Raw genomic sequence first — 14,187 nt, forward strand, 5'->3', positions numbered from 1 at the left:
CATGTGATTGGAATGATAAAACGATTCAAAATAGTTTCTGACAAGTACCGTAATCGAAGAAAGAGGTTTGGATTACGTTTTAATCTCATTGCGGGAATATGTAATTTTGAGTTAACTAAATGAGTTTCAGAAGAGGTCTAATGTTTCTTTTTGTTGGCGGTGCTTGGTTAGCGCATAAACAGCTGCCAAGGATGGCAGGACAAAAAATTGAATTTAACGCTCCGATTTTCACAAAGACGCTCGCGTCGATTTTGTTTGTTATAGGCATTATCGGAGGTGTCACCGGAGCGCATTCATTAATGACGCAAATACGCGATACGCTTAACGATGTTTAAACGTTATTGGCATCAATTTTTTGGATAACTCTGGTCTTGTAACACTTTTGGAAACATGAAGAACTTCTAGTAAACTAATACTTACGAGGGAATTTATGAAAACAGTAAGAATTTATAACCAGGAGAACATTATGAATACATCACTTACCAAAAGTGCGCAAAGCGTTCAAGCTGCCTTGGAAAAAAAGGGATTATCTGCCACTGTGGTAGAACTATCTGATAGCACAAGAACAGCGCAAGATGCTGGTGCTGCTATTGGTTGCAGTGTTGCTCAAATCGTCAAATCACTCATCTTTAAAACAAAAGAAACAAATAAACCGGTTTTGGTGTTAGCATCCGGCCCTAATCGGGTTAACGAAAAATTGATCGAATCATATGTGGGTGAAAAGATTGTTAAAGCTGATGCGGATTTCGTCAGAGAAATTACTGGATTCGCAATCGGCGGCATCCCACCTATCGGACACAAACAACAGATCGACTTAATTTTTATTGATGAAGATTTACTTACTTTTGACAGTGTCTGGGCTGCCGCAGGTACGCCAAATGCTGTATTCGATCTCCATAGCAAAGATCTGCTTGAGATGACTGGCGGAAAGGTCGTTTCTATAAAATAGAAAGATAAAAAAGAGGATGACATATTTTTTATTATTAACTATGCCATCCTCTTGTTTTGAAAATGTAAACTTTATTAAGTGGCGCTCGCATAAGCCTTCAAACATTGTCCTGTTAATGAATCTTTATTAGCCGCAATTTCTTGCGGTGTACCTGTTGCAACAATGTTGCCTCCTGCGGTGCCACCGCCGGGACCAAAATCAATAATCGTATCCGCGTTACAAATAATATCTAAGTTATGTTCGATAACTACTACCGTATTTCCTTTGGATACCAATCTTTTCAAGATATTAAGCAATCTTTCTACTTCTTGTGGATGCAGCCCTGTTGTGGGTTCATCTAATAAGTACAATGTATTTCCTGTTTCAGATTTGGACAGTTCAGTCGCCAATTTAATTCGTTGTGCTTCTCCTCCGGATAATGTGGAAGTAGATTGCCCTAGCTTTAAATAGTCCAAGCCGACTTGTCTCATGAAATCTAAGAGCGTATAAATCTTTTTTTCTTGTTTAAAAACCGAAATAGCATCGCTTACGGTCATATCCAGAATGTTTGCGATATTGTGACCCTGAAATTCCACTGATAGTAGTTCATCGGTAAATCGCATTCCATTGCAAACGGGACATTCTGTTTCGATATCAGGCATGAAAGTCATGTCAATATCCACTACTCCTGCTCCATTACAATTTTCACAACGTTCATTGGACGTATTGAAAGAAAATGATTCTGCACCAAAGCCACGAGCTTTTGCTTCTGGCAAAGATGCAAATAAATCTCGGATGAAATCAAAAAGCTTTGTGTATGTTGCAATATTGGAACGAGTTGATTTTGAGCTACCTATTGTAACTTGGTCAACGGTTACGACTCGATTAAAATAATCTAAGCCCTCAACGGAATTGTATTTTCCTGGCACTTCACTTGCACGATTAAAATGCTGCCTTGCCACTTTATCCAAAATATCAAACAAGAACGTTGATTTTCCCGACCCGGATACACCAGTCATCACAACAAGCTGCTTTGTTGGAATGTTAACATCAATATTTTGCAGGTTATGTTCACTGGCCCCGCGTATCGTTAAGGCTTTATTTTCGGCAGAAGAACTGTTCAGTTTAATGGCTGCTTTTTTAGCCAAATAGGTACCCGTACTAGATTTCGCACAAGCCATAACATCTGTTGGCGTACCTGACACTACAACTTCTCCACCCTTGCTACCTCCTCCAGGTCCTATATCGAGTATATAGTCAGCGTGTTTAACAATATCCATGTCATGCTCGATGATGAGAATCGTGTTGCCCATTTCTTGGATCATTCTTATCGTTTTTAATAATTTTGTATTGTCATGCGGATGCAGACCGGTTGTTGGTTCATCAAGAACATATAAAACTCCCGTCAGTCCGCTGCCAAGTAAAGCAGCTAATCGTACTCTTTGAGATTCACCTGCGGACAGTGAAGGAAGTGTGCGTTCTAACGTTAGATAATCCAGTCCAACTTCAATTAAATGTGATGTTCGTTCTCGTAATGCACCTGACAGCGCGGAAAGGACTTGCTGTTCATCTTCTGGAACATGTTGATCTAAGTCTTGTATCCATTGGAGCAGTTCGCCAAGATTAAGCTTTGCTACATCAGTCACAGTTTTTCCATTGACCGTTACCTCTCTGCCAAGTCTTGCCAAGCGGGTGTTTTTACATTCGTTGCATGATTCATGCAGGATATATTTTTTTACATCATGCAAAGCTTTTTCAGCATTGTGCTTGTACATATGTAATACCTGTTGAATTATCCCTTCAAAGTTTCCGTCGCTTACTTTTTTGGGCGCTTGGATATCTTTGTGTGCTTTTACAAAATCTGGAAATGTGATTCCATACAGTAAAAAATCTCGCTGTTGGTTGGTGTAATTCTTTATCGCAATAGCTGGATCAAATGGAAAATTATAACGCTTACTTGCTGCAACGATAGCGTTCTCATAATACTTCCCAATCGATTCGGTCCAAAAATCTACTCCGCCGCTTCTTATTGTTTTTTCTTCATCGATAAGACGAGATAAATCAACACTGATAATTTTGCCGACCCCTTTACAGGTTTCACATGCTCCCGCGAGCGCATTGAATGAAAAATGATTCATTTTTAATTTTTCTAGCTGCTGGTCACAATGCGGACAATCAAAATAGCTTTTTGTTATTTTCTTTGAAGAACCTGTTTCATTTTTTTCTATCTCAATGGTTGTTAATTTACTTTTATCTTGCAAAGGTTGTTTGACGCTTTTCCCGCAGCCTGCGCACGGTTGATGTCCCATAGCTGCAAACATATTTCTTAAAATGGTAAGAATTCCTGACTTTGTGCCAACGGTAGAACGGGGGTTAAAATCTGTTACTCGCTGCGTAACGCCAATAGAAGGGGATAGTCCCATAATGCTATCTACTTTTGCCTTTTCTATATGATCCGTCACCATGCCGAGTGATTCTAAATATTGTCGTATGTATTCTTTTTGCAGAATGTCGGTTGCGATAGAAGATTTACCCGATCCTGAGGGACCTGTTAATGCAACTAATTTTCCTTTAGGAATCGCGAAACAAATATTTTTTAAGTTATGCTCTTTTGCACCATGCACTATGATTTTAGTTAAATCATGAGTTATCGGTAGACCGCATTGTAAGGTGCAAGTAACATTTTTACTCATTAATTTTTCCACTGTTATTGTGTATTGATTTTAATGTTTTGATAGTTTTCTTGCACCATTCTAGAGAGCTGGAAGCTTGGCTAATTCCATGATCCAATGTGATGAGTCCATAAAAAGACTCTGAGGAATTGGTGGTGCGTAACTGATGTTCAATATCTGTAAATGAGGCGAGTTTATCTTTCAGTTCTTTTTTGTAGTTTTCCAGATGTTCAATAGTAATTTCGACAGGAATCAGATCGCCAAAAAAAACCTTTAATAGTAGTTCATTTCTTAATTGTATATGTTCCGGTGTTTGCATGAGCCATTGCTTGAGCGTATCGTGACCTGCGGGAGTGATGGCGTAAACATTGCGCTTACGATCGCTCCTTGTGGGCATATCTATTTTTACAATTAATTTTTGCTCCTCTAGATCTTCCAGCACCGGGTAAATGGAGCTAAAACCTTCTTTCCAAAAATATTCTGTACTCGATTCCATATGCTTTTTCAGATCGTATCCAGAGCTTTTTTCTAATAATCCCAGCATTCCTAAGATTGCAAACTGGCTTTTGTTACTTTTTGCCATGAATTCCCTCCTGCCTATATATCAATATGATATATTTAATATATATCGAAATGATATATGTCGCAACCCCTATTATTACTCTGTTTTAATCGGTTAATAATGCTATTGAATCAATGTATTGGCCATATCTAATGGGCATTGGAGAGGGCTGTTACAGGTTAAAATTTTTATGGTACCATGATTATTAAGTGGATCATTTATTATAAATCGTAAAAAATGGGGTTTTTCTATGAAAAATATATATACATATGTACTTACCTGCCTACTGGCATTGAGCACCGCTTCTCTTTCGTTTGCTGTAGAAGGTGGCCAAGGAGAGAAAGAGCAAGAAGCTTTACTTGCTCAGAATGAACTCGATGTTATCAAAAAAGACAATGATGAGGCCTCTGTGGAACCAACATGGGACAACCTTACTATATCTCAAAAAATGGACAAAAGTAGTCGTGAAAGTTACACCTATCCTTTTTTTAACGCAGAAGTAGAGCTGGTCAATGGAGTGCGTGATGCATTTACAAAACGCGGTATATATGATCCAACGCCTGCAATCGCTCTATTATCTTTACCTACTTGGGCGCCTTTTGCTGCTGCATACTTTACTATATTACTTCCCAGCGTGCCACTGCATCTTACAGAAGCATCATTGAGGTTTGCTGTACAAGAAGCTATTTGTCGATGTTCTAAATTACAAAAAAAGTTAAGAGCAGTATAAGGGTCTGTTTCAAAAGTATAGTAATAAAATAAGCTCTCTCTGTCGTATTTTTTACATCCATTTTATGAAGGGGTTATTCATGTATAAAATAGGTTTCATATCACTTCATAAAGCCTTAATGGCAACTCTATTATGTTTTGCTTCAATGCAGGTATTATCCAAGCCAATTAAGGCGTCAAAGCTATCAACCATGACAGGCGCGGGTTCAGTACAAAGAAGCGTACCTATTGTTTTTCATAAAGATTATGATATTTCATTTTTTGGCATTGAAAACTTGCATCCATTTGATACAAAAAAATATGGCAAAATTGTTCGCCATTTAGAACAGACGTGCGATATTTTATCTAAAGATTTACAAAAACCGGAAATGGTGACCGATGCACAATTAAAAGAGGTACATACATCCAATTATCTTGCAGCGTTACATCATTCGTCGGTTGTTGCAACCATTGCAGAAGTTCCACCATTACGGTATCTTCCCAATTTTTTATTACAGCGTAACATGCTCAACAGTATGCGTTATGCGACTGGTGGTACCATATTAGGCGCTCAATTGGCCATGGAAAATGGTTGGGCAATTAACCTTGGCGGTGGTTATCATCATGCCAAAGCTGATGGGGGTGAAGGATTTTGCTTTTTTGCAGACATTCCGCTAGCCATTAAAAAGCTTCGCGAAACACAACCGGGATTAAAGGTTTTGGTAGTTGATTTAGATGCGCACCAAGGAAATGGGTTAGAATCAATTCTTGGATTAGATCCTCTTACTTTTATTTTTGATATGTATAGTAAGAATAATTATCCTTCTGATTATGCAGTGCGACAATATATCGATTTTGATTATCCATTAGCCGCCAACATTCAGGATCACGATTATCTAACTCTTTTGAAAAGTGAGTTACCAAAGGCAATCGAAGCAACTCGACCAGATCTTATAATGTATAACGCTGGTTCTGATATCTTTGAAAAAGATCCGCTTGGTAGAATGGGTGTGACTAAAAATGGTATTATAGAAAGAGATGCATTTCTATTTTCACAGGCTATCGAAAACAAGATACCAATATTGATGGTGCTCTCTGGTGGATACAGTGCAGAAAGTGCAGATATTGTAGGAACATCAATTGAAAATATTTTAAAGAAATTCAAACTTGTTGGCGGTTGTTTATAAATTACGTTGAATCAACAAGCAGTACCATGCAAATGTTATATCGCTCATTCAATTAACAGTGTTGAATGGGCGATGTTCTGATATATTGAACTCTGTATAAATTTTGATACCCTGTTATTTATTATTAACTTCCACTCTTTTAAGTACGGTGGCGCTATGAAAGTTTCTTCTTCTAAATTTTCAGTATAATCATTGCAGGGGTAATCTCGTGCGATGTTTTTTTATGTAATAACTGTTGTCATATAAGGTCTCGTGCATCATGTTTGGTGATATATGAGCAATTCCTTTTTTAGAAAGAAGAAAAACATGAGCGATAAAAAGTTCAACCGTCCTCAACAACCAACTCCTCCTTATCCGTACATTCAAGAAGAAATAGCGTATCCCAATCAAACTGATGGAATAACCATCTCTGGCACGTTAGCTATGCCAAATACGGTAGGCGCATTTCCTGCTGTTATGCTGGTGTCTGGCATGGGACCAAATGATCGAAATTATTCAATGCTGGGGCATCAACCATTTCTTGTGCTCGCTGATTATTTAACGCGACATGGTATTGCGGTACTTCGCGTTGATAAGCGTGGCGTAGGTAAATCAACGGGCGCATTTGGTCCTTTTGTAACGAGCAAAGATTTGGCGCGAGATGTTCAGTCGGGCATTGATTATCTCACAACCAGAAAAGAAATTGATCGCAATGCTATTGGGCTGATTGGCCATAGTGAAGGGGGATTGATAGCAGCGATGGTTGCCCGTCAATCTCAGTCAGTCTCATTTCTGATACTCATGGCGGGAGCTATGGTAACGGGAGTTGAACAGGTTCTTACGCAAGTTGGCATGCAGTTAAAAGCGGATGGGGCAAGCAAAGAGTTGATTGATTATGATGCGCAAGTTCGCGAAAAGCTGCTTCGTGTGGTCAAGCAAGAGTCTGATGCCGATACAGCAGCTGCGGCAATGAGATCAATTATGGCAGCATACTTTGCATCATTGCCAGTAACGGTAAAAGCAGAAACAGAGAAACTACTTTTTGCTATAAAAGAGTCAAACGCGGAAGACATGATTGCATTCTTTAATTCGCCTACCTATCGTTACTGGTTGGGACACGACTGCGTATCAGATCTGAGTGCCGTGCATGTGCCAGTGTTGGCGATGAATGGTGATTTGGATTTTATTACTGTGTCCAGTATACAGTTACCCATTATTAAAAAAGCGTTGGATTCAGCAGGTAATAGAGATGCTACTATTGTTGATCTGCCTAAAATGAACCATTGGTTTCAGAGTTGTTCAACGGGAGCTATGAGTGAATATGGCATCTTGCAAGAGACCATATCACCGATAGTTCTTGGGCTGATAGCTGATTGGATTAGGATAAGGTTTGTGATTAAGAAATAGGAATGATATGCGGGGATCGAGTTTACTTTCGATCCTTTTTTCTTTCTTCGCGTTCTTTTTGATTCATGCTAAGATACGCCGTTAGAGTTATTGTTTGGGGTTGTTTTTTGTTGAAGAAGATGAAAAATAGGGTAAAAAAGTGAATAAAAATAGCACGTTTGCGAATATTAGTAATGTACTAAGAATAATTGCAAAGCGCTTAGAGCATGAAGATATTAATTGGGTGATTTTGCAAGTTCCGCGTTGGCTCTTCAAGGTTTAGATATTGAGCCTGTAGATATTGATATTATGACTGACGAATATGGACTTTTAAAGATAAATAGTGCGTTACATGATTATAAAATTTCATTATCAGGCAATGCTCCTTCTGATATTTTTGATTCAACAATGAGTAGATTTTGTATCAGTTGTTGTTCTGTTGAGATTATGAGTAATTTTAAAATAAAATCACGGCTGGACGGGCAGTGGTATGACACGCATCATTTTCTGCAGTGTCGTAATATGATTGTAATTGGAGATCAGAAGATTCCCGTTTTACCATTATTGCAATTGATTGAAATGTACAAGTTAATGGGCAGAGATAAAGATATGATCAAAATTAAAAAAATAGAACGATATTTGATAGGCAATTGAGCTGTTTTTTGAGATATCATGTATACAGTTTGATTTATTAGGGAGTATATATTCATGTTGTTATTACAGATTATTCTTGGATTAGCTTGTTTTATTATTTTGATAAGTGTGGTTTGGAATATTCTCTCTCGTTATTATACGATTCCGTGTCCAACGTGGTTGGCATGGTTGGTTGAGCGAGATAATCCTTTTTCTACTATTAATCGAGCTGAAACCATTATTAAAAATTTGAAACTTATACCAGGTATGGTTGTTTTGGATGCTGGTTGTGGTCCGGGTAGACTCACTATTCCACTTGCGCACACGGTTGGTCCACATGGCTTGGTGGTAGCGCTTGATATTCAAGCGGGAATGTTGGAAAAGGTGCGTCAAAAAGCGAACGTTGCAAAGTTACAAAATATTATCTTTTTGCAGGCGGGAATAGGGGAAGGAAAGTTGGAAAAAAATAAATTTGATCGCGCTGTATTAGTGACGGTATTTGGTGAAATTAGGGATAAGAATGTAGCGATGCAAGAGATTTTTGATGCACTTCAGCCAGGGGGAATATTGTCAGTAACAGAGATAATCTTTGATCCGCATTTTAATCGACGCAGTACGATTGTAAAATATGCAACTGCATCTGGATTTCAAAAAAAGGAATCATTTGGAAGTTGTATTGCATTTACGCTTAATTTTGAAAAACCTGATCATGCAATAATGCTATGAGGAGAGATATTATGAAGTATATTTATATAGTTTCACTGTGGTTGTTAACCTTCTCCGATATTTTGCCAGGTGCTCAAAATGTCGAAAGTGTCACATTAAAGAGTAAAGAACTCGGTGAATGCTTGGAGAACATTTGGCGTGTTGATCATTGCACTACGAATTATTTACTGAAACTATTTGGTTTTTTGTTAGAAAATCCCAACAATCATCCAATTATTGATGACTTTATTATCCAATCCAAGAACTTGAATCTCGATTTTTCAAGTTATAGACCGCTCAGTCCACTGTCGAATGAAGATGGTGTATTTCAAGCACCTAAGCAACATTTGGTTGTATTCGAAAATCCTTGGATACGTATTTTATGGGGATCAAGTCAGCCGGGAGAATGTGAAAAACTCCATACTCATACATGGAAAAGTTTGATGGTTATTGTGGAGCCGACAACGTACGAAATTATTTATGCTCATGGGATTGTGGAAAAAGGTTATTGGCCACGAGGTGTGTATGTTCTTGATGTAGAAGCACCTTATTCGTGTACAAACGTAGGAGATACAGCTGATGTATGCTTACGTTTTGAAATAAAAGAATAGAGGCTATCGGTATTCTTTGTAAAAATATTAATTTGTCCCTGTAGGGGCCCCTATAATGGAGTCATATGAAAAAACTATTTCTCATCTTTCTGATTGCTACTATGAATAGTGCCCAATGTTCTGATTTTGTAGCGCCAAAAAAACATGGCTTAGGAGATGCTTTGTGTGCAACGGTTCTTTTCGTTGGTGGCGCTTGGCTAGCACATAAGCAACTTCCAAGGTTGGTAGGACAAAAAATTGAATTTGACGCTCCAATTTTTACAAGGGTATTCGCTTCGATTTTGTTTGCTATAGGTATTGTTGGAGGTGTCACGGGAGCGCATTCATTAGTTACGCAAATACGCGATACACTGAACGACGCTTGAACATTATTGGCTGGTCGGGTTCACGGCTTTTAAGTTGTCCAGCCTCACACACAGTATCGCTTATAAAAACCATTCATGAACAACTCGCTTGGATCGTACACTCGTTTCTTTGTAAAAAATGCATCAAGCATTGGGTATGCTTGTCTAATTTGCGTGTCGGTTGCATAGAGCTGAGTAGGCAGATAATAACAACCATCTAACGCGAGTGCCGTATCGATAAGATGTTGTGTCCACGCTTGCGTATAGGCCACATCTGAAGTAGATCGGTTAATGTTAAAAAATAGAACGACCTCAAAACGGTCTTCTGTTGCATAGCGCAAAAAGCTTTCACTATCTTTTGGTATATAGCGAACGAGTACGTTGAGTAACCGAATTTTTTCATCGTGTATGGATTTTTTTAACGTTTGTATGAACTGTGGTAAAGCGTCTAGTGGGATAAAATAAGCCTGTAATAAATCGGTGTCATGTTCTGATACATGCTCTAAGCATTCTACTCTGTGTTGCATTGCATCGTTTCTACACGTTGTCTCCGGCATAAACTCGCGTAACTTGGCAGTAGATTCAAAGAAGTTTCTACATACCTTAGATGAACCATATTTCCTTTGGAGGTCTAAGCACCATTTTCCCGTCAAAATACTACGCTCTTTATTGATGCGAAACGCTTTTTTATTATAGTTGTTCGTTTTGGTATAGGTTGTGCTAATTATTTTTTCGTCCTTGAACATTATTTGACCATAATGAAGTCCAACGTCCGTATTGTGCACTACGTTTTTTTTGACGAAATCCGCATAATCCGTAATCGGTATAATCTTTGCTTGCTTGCGGTAAACAACATTGTCTGTGAGCGTAATATCAACTTCAGTGATTATACCAAAAAGGCCATAGCCACCAATAGCTAATGAAAACAGCTCTGCATTTTCCTGTCTGCTCGCTCGGATAATTGAGCCATCAGCTAAAAGAATTCTAAACGACTGAATCGTTTCAATGAGTGGGCCATAATGCGGATCGCGTCCGTGGCAATTTACGCTCAGTGATCCGCCTACGGTAAATATATTTGCTGTTTGGGTGACCTTAAGGGCAAGGCTATGAGGATTGCAGAACTGTTGAATTTGTTTCCAAGTAACGCCCGGTTGAACCGTAATGACTTTTTTTGCTTTATCCAAACGGATGATTTTGTTGAGCTTATTAGTATCGATAATAACGGCATCTTTGTAAAAAGCGTGTCCGCCTTGACTGTGCCGCTTGCCAGCAGCGCAGACTTTCAAGCCAGCTTGTTTTGCTGCATCAACTCTGTTAACCAGCTTGGCTATTGTGGTAGGTGATACAATACGATTTACTCGTGTGAGATTCAGGTTGCTGACATCGTTAATTTCCACTCGAGATTTCCCACCAGAAAGGGAGTTGTGGGTCAATGGCAACACAGTAATCATGCAGCTGAGGATAATTGAAAGATATGGAACAAAGCAATTATGGCATTTCATAGAAAAATTTCCCCTCATTTGTGTCTGACAATAGGCGCTTGCCTCTTGTTGGAACACGGATAACCCTAAAAGACCCTATCTATGCTGTTGCATTCTTAATAATTGTACCTCAGGGGTATAGATCGTCAAATGCCCTCAAGTGAAATTTGAGTCAGACTTAGGATGAGAAGATATGCGATTGCAGGTGGATTTTAAGAAAAAAATCATTGAGCGGTTGTATTGCATTTAGAATTACCATTGAAAGGGGACAGATGGATGGTGGTTGCTCATTCTGATTCAAAAAATAAAGCGCAAGCGAGCATCTGTGCGCGTTATTCAGGCGAGTATAAAAATAAAAAACAGGATGCGCATTGTATCAATGCGCATCCTATCTCATTATCACGGAACCGTAACGGTAACCGGTGTACTCATATTGCCATTGCCATCAAATGCAACGAGCGAATATACCGAAGATGTACCACACAGTGGTCTGTAATCTATATAGGTATCTGTGGAGGCATTTACCTGTGCGATTTTCTCTGCATCACGATATATAAAGTAACCGGTGACTTGGGATGATGGACTCAGTGTCCATGTTAGTTGATTATAGAGGAATCTACAGTTAAATTTCTTTTGCGTACCTTGAAAATTTGATGGTGGTTGCAGCGGTTGATCATCTAAAAGCTCAAATTGTACAAAGGTAGGATTTTCGATCGGTAAATAAGAGAGCAAGTAGTTCGGAGTTATGCCCGTAAATGTCACCAAATCAAAAGTGTCGGTAATACCAGACGAAGTGAGAATTATGTACGTTCCTGGCTGAGCGTTTGGATCTAGATCGATCTCCAAGGTGCCAGCTAACGATGCAGCTCCAGTAACGGCGACTACAGATGTCGTGCTGGTGGAATCGATGGTGATATGCACAAGGCTTCCAAGAACGTTATTAATTTGATCTGCTGAATTTAAAGATAAGCTGCCAAGAGTAAGCGTTGCTTGCGCATCAGGAGAGATTGTTCCTGAATTGGCAAAGACGCTTCCGGTCAAAGTCCCGATCCCGCTCAATGTGCCTCTTTGTGTACTAACGCTAATGTTTCTGCAGACGAAAATTGATGCCGTATCGATTTGTCCATTCACTTTAAAATTAGCGTTATTGATGGTAACAGTCCCTGGATAATCAGTGGTTCCATTATAAATAACAGTTCCATTTCCTTTGACAAAAACACTCGTTCCTCCTGCACCAAACACTGTATCATCGGTGAATGCGACTTGATCGCCGAGTGTCAAAAGATCGTTGATATCCTCTGCCATGAAGGTAAGAGAAGATCCTGTGCGGAGGAAAATACTATTTCCCAATGCTGATCCATCTAAACCATCTGAAGCACCAGCGCCACCAATTCCATGGCTTCCTGCTATTGTTGTATTGTTTAATGTATTGAATGTAGTGGGAATTGCAGAGAATGCCTGTATCGTAAAATTCAAATTACTATCTACAAAAATAGCACCTCCCAGACCGCTTCCTCCACCGCCACCACCGCCACCAGTTGCTGACTCAACGCTGTTGGCGCCATATCCTCCAGATCCACCACCAAGGTTTCCTATATCAATTCCGCCCAGGGCATTTAAACCATTAGAAGCGCCACCACCGCCACCACCGCCTCCGCCAAGAGAATTACCTCCTTCGGCAGGAGTCAGGCCAGATTGGTTGACTCCACCACCTCCGCCGCCGCCGCCAATTCCTCCTGAGCCACCTTGTACGGTGTATGATGCGTCATAAGCGCCAGTACCTGCGCCACCACCGCCGCCGCCGCCATAACCACCACTTCCTGCTTGGCCGCTCACTTCATTTGACGATTCTGTTTCGACAACTCCGCCGCCGCCGCCTCCTCCTCCGTCTCCACCAATGCCACCAGACGGTACAGAGCTACCCCCCGGTGCTATATTACCTTTAGGTTCAACGCCGTTCGACCCGGAGCTGCCACCACCGCCACCACCTCTAACAAAGTTGAGTTCTCCTATCGAGTTTCCGCCACCGCCGCCTCCTGCATTATTTCCTCCATTCATACCGCCTCCGCCAGAACCGGCGGTAATTGTCAGGCCGTAAGCACTTCCATTTTGTCCATAATATTGATCCAATCCTCCATTGCCGAGGTTGGTGAGCGTCCCTATGAGGGCACGAGATCCGAGGCCTCCGCCTCCGCTGCCCCCTCCACCAAGTATGTCATCAGTCGAAGAAGTGATGTCTCCGCCATTTCCACCAAAACCTCCCCCTCCTGCGCCGCCAGTACTTCCGGTATTTGAAATGGAACCCCCATTTCCACTAAAGCCACCACCACCGCCACCACCCTCGTTGCCTGAAGCTGAGGGACCTAAATTGTTTCCTCCAGTTCCACCAATAGCAGAACAGCTGTTGATCGATACATTTATTAACGTGATTGCAGGATTGGAACCGTTTAAAAAGGTTTGAGGTGCGTAAATCGCTCCTCCGGCCCCCATGCCACCACCACCAGCTCCACCGCCGTTTCCGCCACCGCCTCCTTGCGCGGTTAGGTTTTGGAAAATCATGTTTTGGATTATTACGTTCCCCATTGGAATGAAAAATCCTGGGTAAGCGCCACTGTTACCATCAATGGTGACGGTAGGAATAGAGCCTGGATTACCAATGGTGATAGTCACCGGGTTTGAAGAGTTATTAATAATGGGTAGGATTCCATTGAGTTGAATAGTCATTGGACTGGCAAAGACAATCGCAAAGTCATCAGGCGTTGTGTTGAGCGCTTCATTCATGGTGTTCAAGCAATATCTCAGATCGCCAATATCTCCAAAGCCACCAGGATTATTATCTGAGCTTATGGTTACATTGAGCGTTGTTAAGGCGTACAAAGAATGTGCGGTGAAAAGAAAAATCAGACATTTAAATTTGAACATACGAAAATCCCTTATTTTAGTTTTAGCTTCATACTCGTCCGCCAGCTTGTCCGTCGTCTTGTCCATCGT

General features: G+C 40.4%; 14 protein-coding genes. 10 read left to right on the top strand and 4 right to left on the bottom strand.

The genetic code is table 11. From position 1 onward, the window contains the following. The 3 genes from VGT41_05725 to VGT41_05735 form a co-directional block, all read left to right on the top strand. On the top strand, window positions 1-123 hold a 123-nt coding region (locus VGT41_05725; GenBank protein ID HEV2601759.1), incomplete at its 5' end, for an IS5/IS1182 family transposase. Window positions 124-140: 17 nt separating this feature from the next. Continuing rightward, the gene (locus VGT41_05730) at window positions 141-335 is read left to right on the top strand and encodes a hypothetical protein (protein ID HEV2601760.1); all 195 of its coding nucleotides are present in this window, start codon (window positions 141-143) and stop codon (window positions 333-335) included. Between the two features lie 95 nt (window positions 336-430). Then, complete coding sequence (locus tag VGT41_05735; protein HEV2601761.1) at window positions 431-949, top strand: YbaK/EbsC family protein; 519 nt, start codon at window positions 431-433, stop codon at window positions 947-949. A gap of 74 nt (window positions 950-1,023) precedes the next feature. Here VGT41_05735 and uvrA read toward each other — a convergent pair whose 3' ends face one another. Continuing rightward, window positions 1,024-3,621: an excinuclease ABC subunit UvrA gene (gene uvrA / locus VGT41_05740; protein HEV2601762.1), complete on the bottom strand. Its 2,598-nt coding sequence runs from the start codon at window positions 3,619-3,621 to the stop codon at window positions 1,024-1,026. Beyond that, the gene (locus VGT41_05745; GenBank protein ID HEV2601763.1) at window positions 3,614-4,183 is read right to left on the bottom strand and encodes a PadR family transcriptional regulator; all 570 of its coding nucleotides are present in this window, start codon (window positions 4,181-4,183) and stop codon (window positions 3,614-3,616) included. The genes uvrA and VGT41_05745 overlap by 8 nt, the downstream gene beginning before the upstream one ends. Window positions 4,184-4,412: 229 nt before the next feature. Here VGT41_05745 and VGT41_05750 point away from each other — a divergent pair, with 229 nt between their 5' ends. The 7 genes from VGT41_05750 to VGT41_05780 all read left to right on the top strand — a co-directional run bounded on the left by VGT41_05750 (window position 4,413) and on the right by VGT41_05780 (window position 9,736). Further along, window positions 4,413-4,892 carry a hypothetical protein gene (locus VGT41_05750; protein ID HEV2601764.1) on the top strand — a complete coding sequence of 160 codons (480 nt, stop codon included), beginning with the start codon at window positions 4,413-4,415 and terminating at the stop codon, window positions 4,890-4,892. A 79-nt stretch (window positions 4,893-4,971) separates the two neighbouring features. Continuing rightward, entirely contained in the window at window positions 4,972-6,057 is a 1,086-nt protein-coding gene (locus VGT41_05755; GenBank protein ID HEV2601765.1) for a histone deacetylase, read from the top strand. A 306-nt stretch (window positions 6,058-6,363) separates the two neighbouring features. After that, entirely contained in the window at window positions 6,364-7,443 is a 1,080-nt protein-coding gene (locus VGT41_05760) for an alpha/beta fold hydrolase (protein HEV2601766.1), read from the top strand. 219 nt (window positions 7,444-7,662) lie between these two features. Then, on the top strand, window positions 7,663-8,076 hold the full coding sequence (locus tag VGT41_05765) for a hypothetical protein (protein HEV2601767.1): 414 nt from the start codon (window positions 7,663-7,665) through the stop codon (window positions 8,074-8,076). A 54-nt stretch (window positions 8,077-8,130) separates the two neighbouring features. Then, the gene (locus VGT41_05770) at window positions 8,131-8,781 is read left to right on the top strand and encodes a methyltransferase domain-containing protein (GenBank protein HEV2601768.1); all 651 of its coding nucleotides are present in this window, start codon (window positions 8,131-8,133) and stop codon (window positions 8,779-8,781) included. A gap of 11 nt (window positions 8,782-8,792) precedes the next feature. Then, the gene (locus VGT41_05775) at window positions 8,793-9,371 is read left to right on the top strand and encodes a hypothetical protein (protein ID HEV2601769.1); all 579 of its coding nucleotides are present in this window, start codon (window positions 8,793-8,795) and stop codon (window positions 9,369-9,371) included. A gap of 65 nt (window positions 9,372-9,436) precedes the next feature. Continuing rightward, a complete protein-coding gene (locus VGT41_05780) occupies window positions 9,437-9,736 on the top strand; it encodes a hypothetical protein (GenBank protein HEV2601770.1) in 300 nt (99 codons plus the stop codon). A gap of 44 nt (window positions 9,737-9,780) precedes the next feature. Here the strand turns inward: VGT41_05780 and VGT41_05785 are convergent, their stop codons facing one another. Both VGT41_05785 and VGT41_05790 read right to left on the bottom strand, forming a co-directional pair. After that, on the bottom strand, window positions 9,781-11,217 hold the full coding sequence (locus VGT41_05785; GenBank protein HEV2601771.1) for an FAD-binding oxidoreductase: 1,437 nt from the start codon (window positions 11,215-11,217) through the stop codon (window positions 9,781-9,783). Window positions 11,218-11,595: 378 nt separating this feature from the next. Next, complete coding sequence (locus VGT41_05790) at window positions 11,596-14,118, bottom strand: hypothetical protein (GenBank protein ID HEV2601772.1); 2,523 nt, start codon at window positions 14,116-14,118, stop codon at window positions 11,596-11,598. Between the last annotated feature and the right edge of the window lie 69 nt (window positions 14,119-14,187).

It is taken from the genome of Candidatus Babeliales bacterium (assembly GCA_035944115.1).
GTDB lineage: Bacteria > Babelota > Babeliae > Babelales > Vermiphilaceae > DASZBJ01.

Bases quoted from the DNA above. Each gene is read 5' to 3' on its own strand.
- VGT41_05730 (HEV2601760.1), top strand. From the start codon at position 141: ATGTTTCTTTTTGTTGGCGGTGCTTGGTTAGCGCATAAACAGCTGCCA.
- VGT41_05735 (HEV2601761.1), top strand. From the start codon at position 431: ATGAAAACAGTAAGAATTTATAACCAGGAGAACATTATGAATACATCA.
- uvrA (HEV2601762.1), bottom strand. From the start codon at position 3,621: ATGAGTAAAAATGTTACTTGCACCTTACAATGCGGTCTACCGATAACT.
- VGT41_05745 (HEV2601763.1), bottom strand. From the start codon at position 4,183: ATGGCAAAAAGTAACAAAAGCCAGTTTGCAATCTTAGGAATGCTGGGA.
- VGT41_05750 (HEV2601764.1), top strand. From the start codon at position 4,413: ATGAAAAATATATATACATATGTACTTACCTGCCTACTGGCATTGAGC.
- VGT41_05755 (HEV2601765.1), top strand. From the start codon at position 4,972: ATGTATAAAATAGGTTTCATATCACTTCATAAAGCCTTAATGGCAACT.
- VGT41_05760 (HEV2601766.1), top strand. From the start codon at position 6,364: ATGAGCGATAAAAAGTTCAACCGTCCTCAACAACCAACTCCTCCTTAT.
- VGT41_05770 (HEV2601768.1), top strand. From the start codon at position 8,131: ATGTTGTTATTACAGATTATTCTTGGATTAGCTTGTTTTATTATTTTG.
- VGT41_05775 (HEV2601769.1), top strand. From the start codon at position 8,793: ATGAAGTATATTTATATAGTTTCACTGTGGTTGTTAACCTTCTCCGAT.
- VGT41_05780 (HEV2601770.1), top strand. From the start codon at position 9,437: ATGAAAAAACTATTTCTCATCTTTCTGATTGCTACTATGAATAGTGCC.
- VGT41_05785 (HEV2601771.1), bottom strand. From the start codon at position 11,217: ATGAAATGCCATAATTGCTTTGTTCCATATCTTTCAATTATCCTCAGC.
- VGT41_05790 (HEV2601772.1), bottom strand. From the start codon at position 14,118: ATGTTCAAATTTAAATGTCTGATTTTTCTTTTCACCGCACATTCTTTG.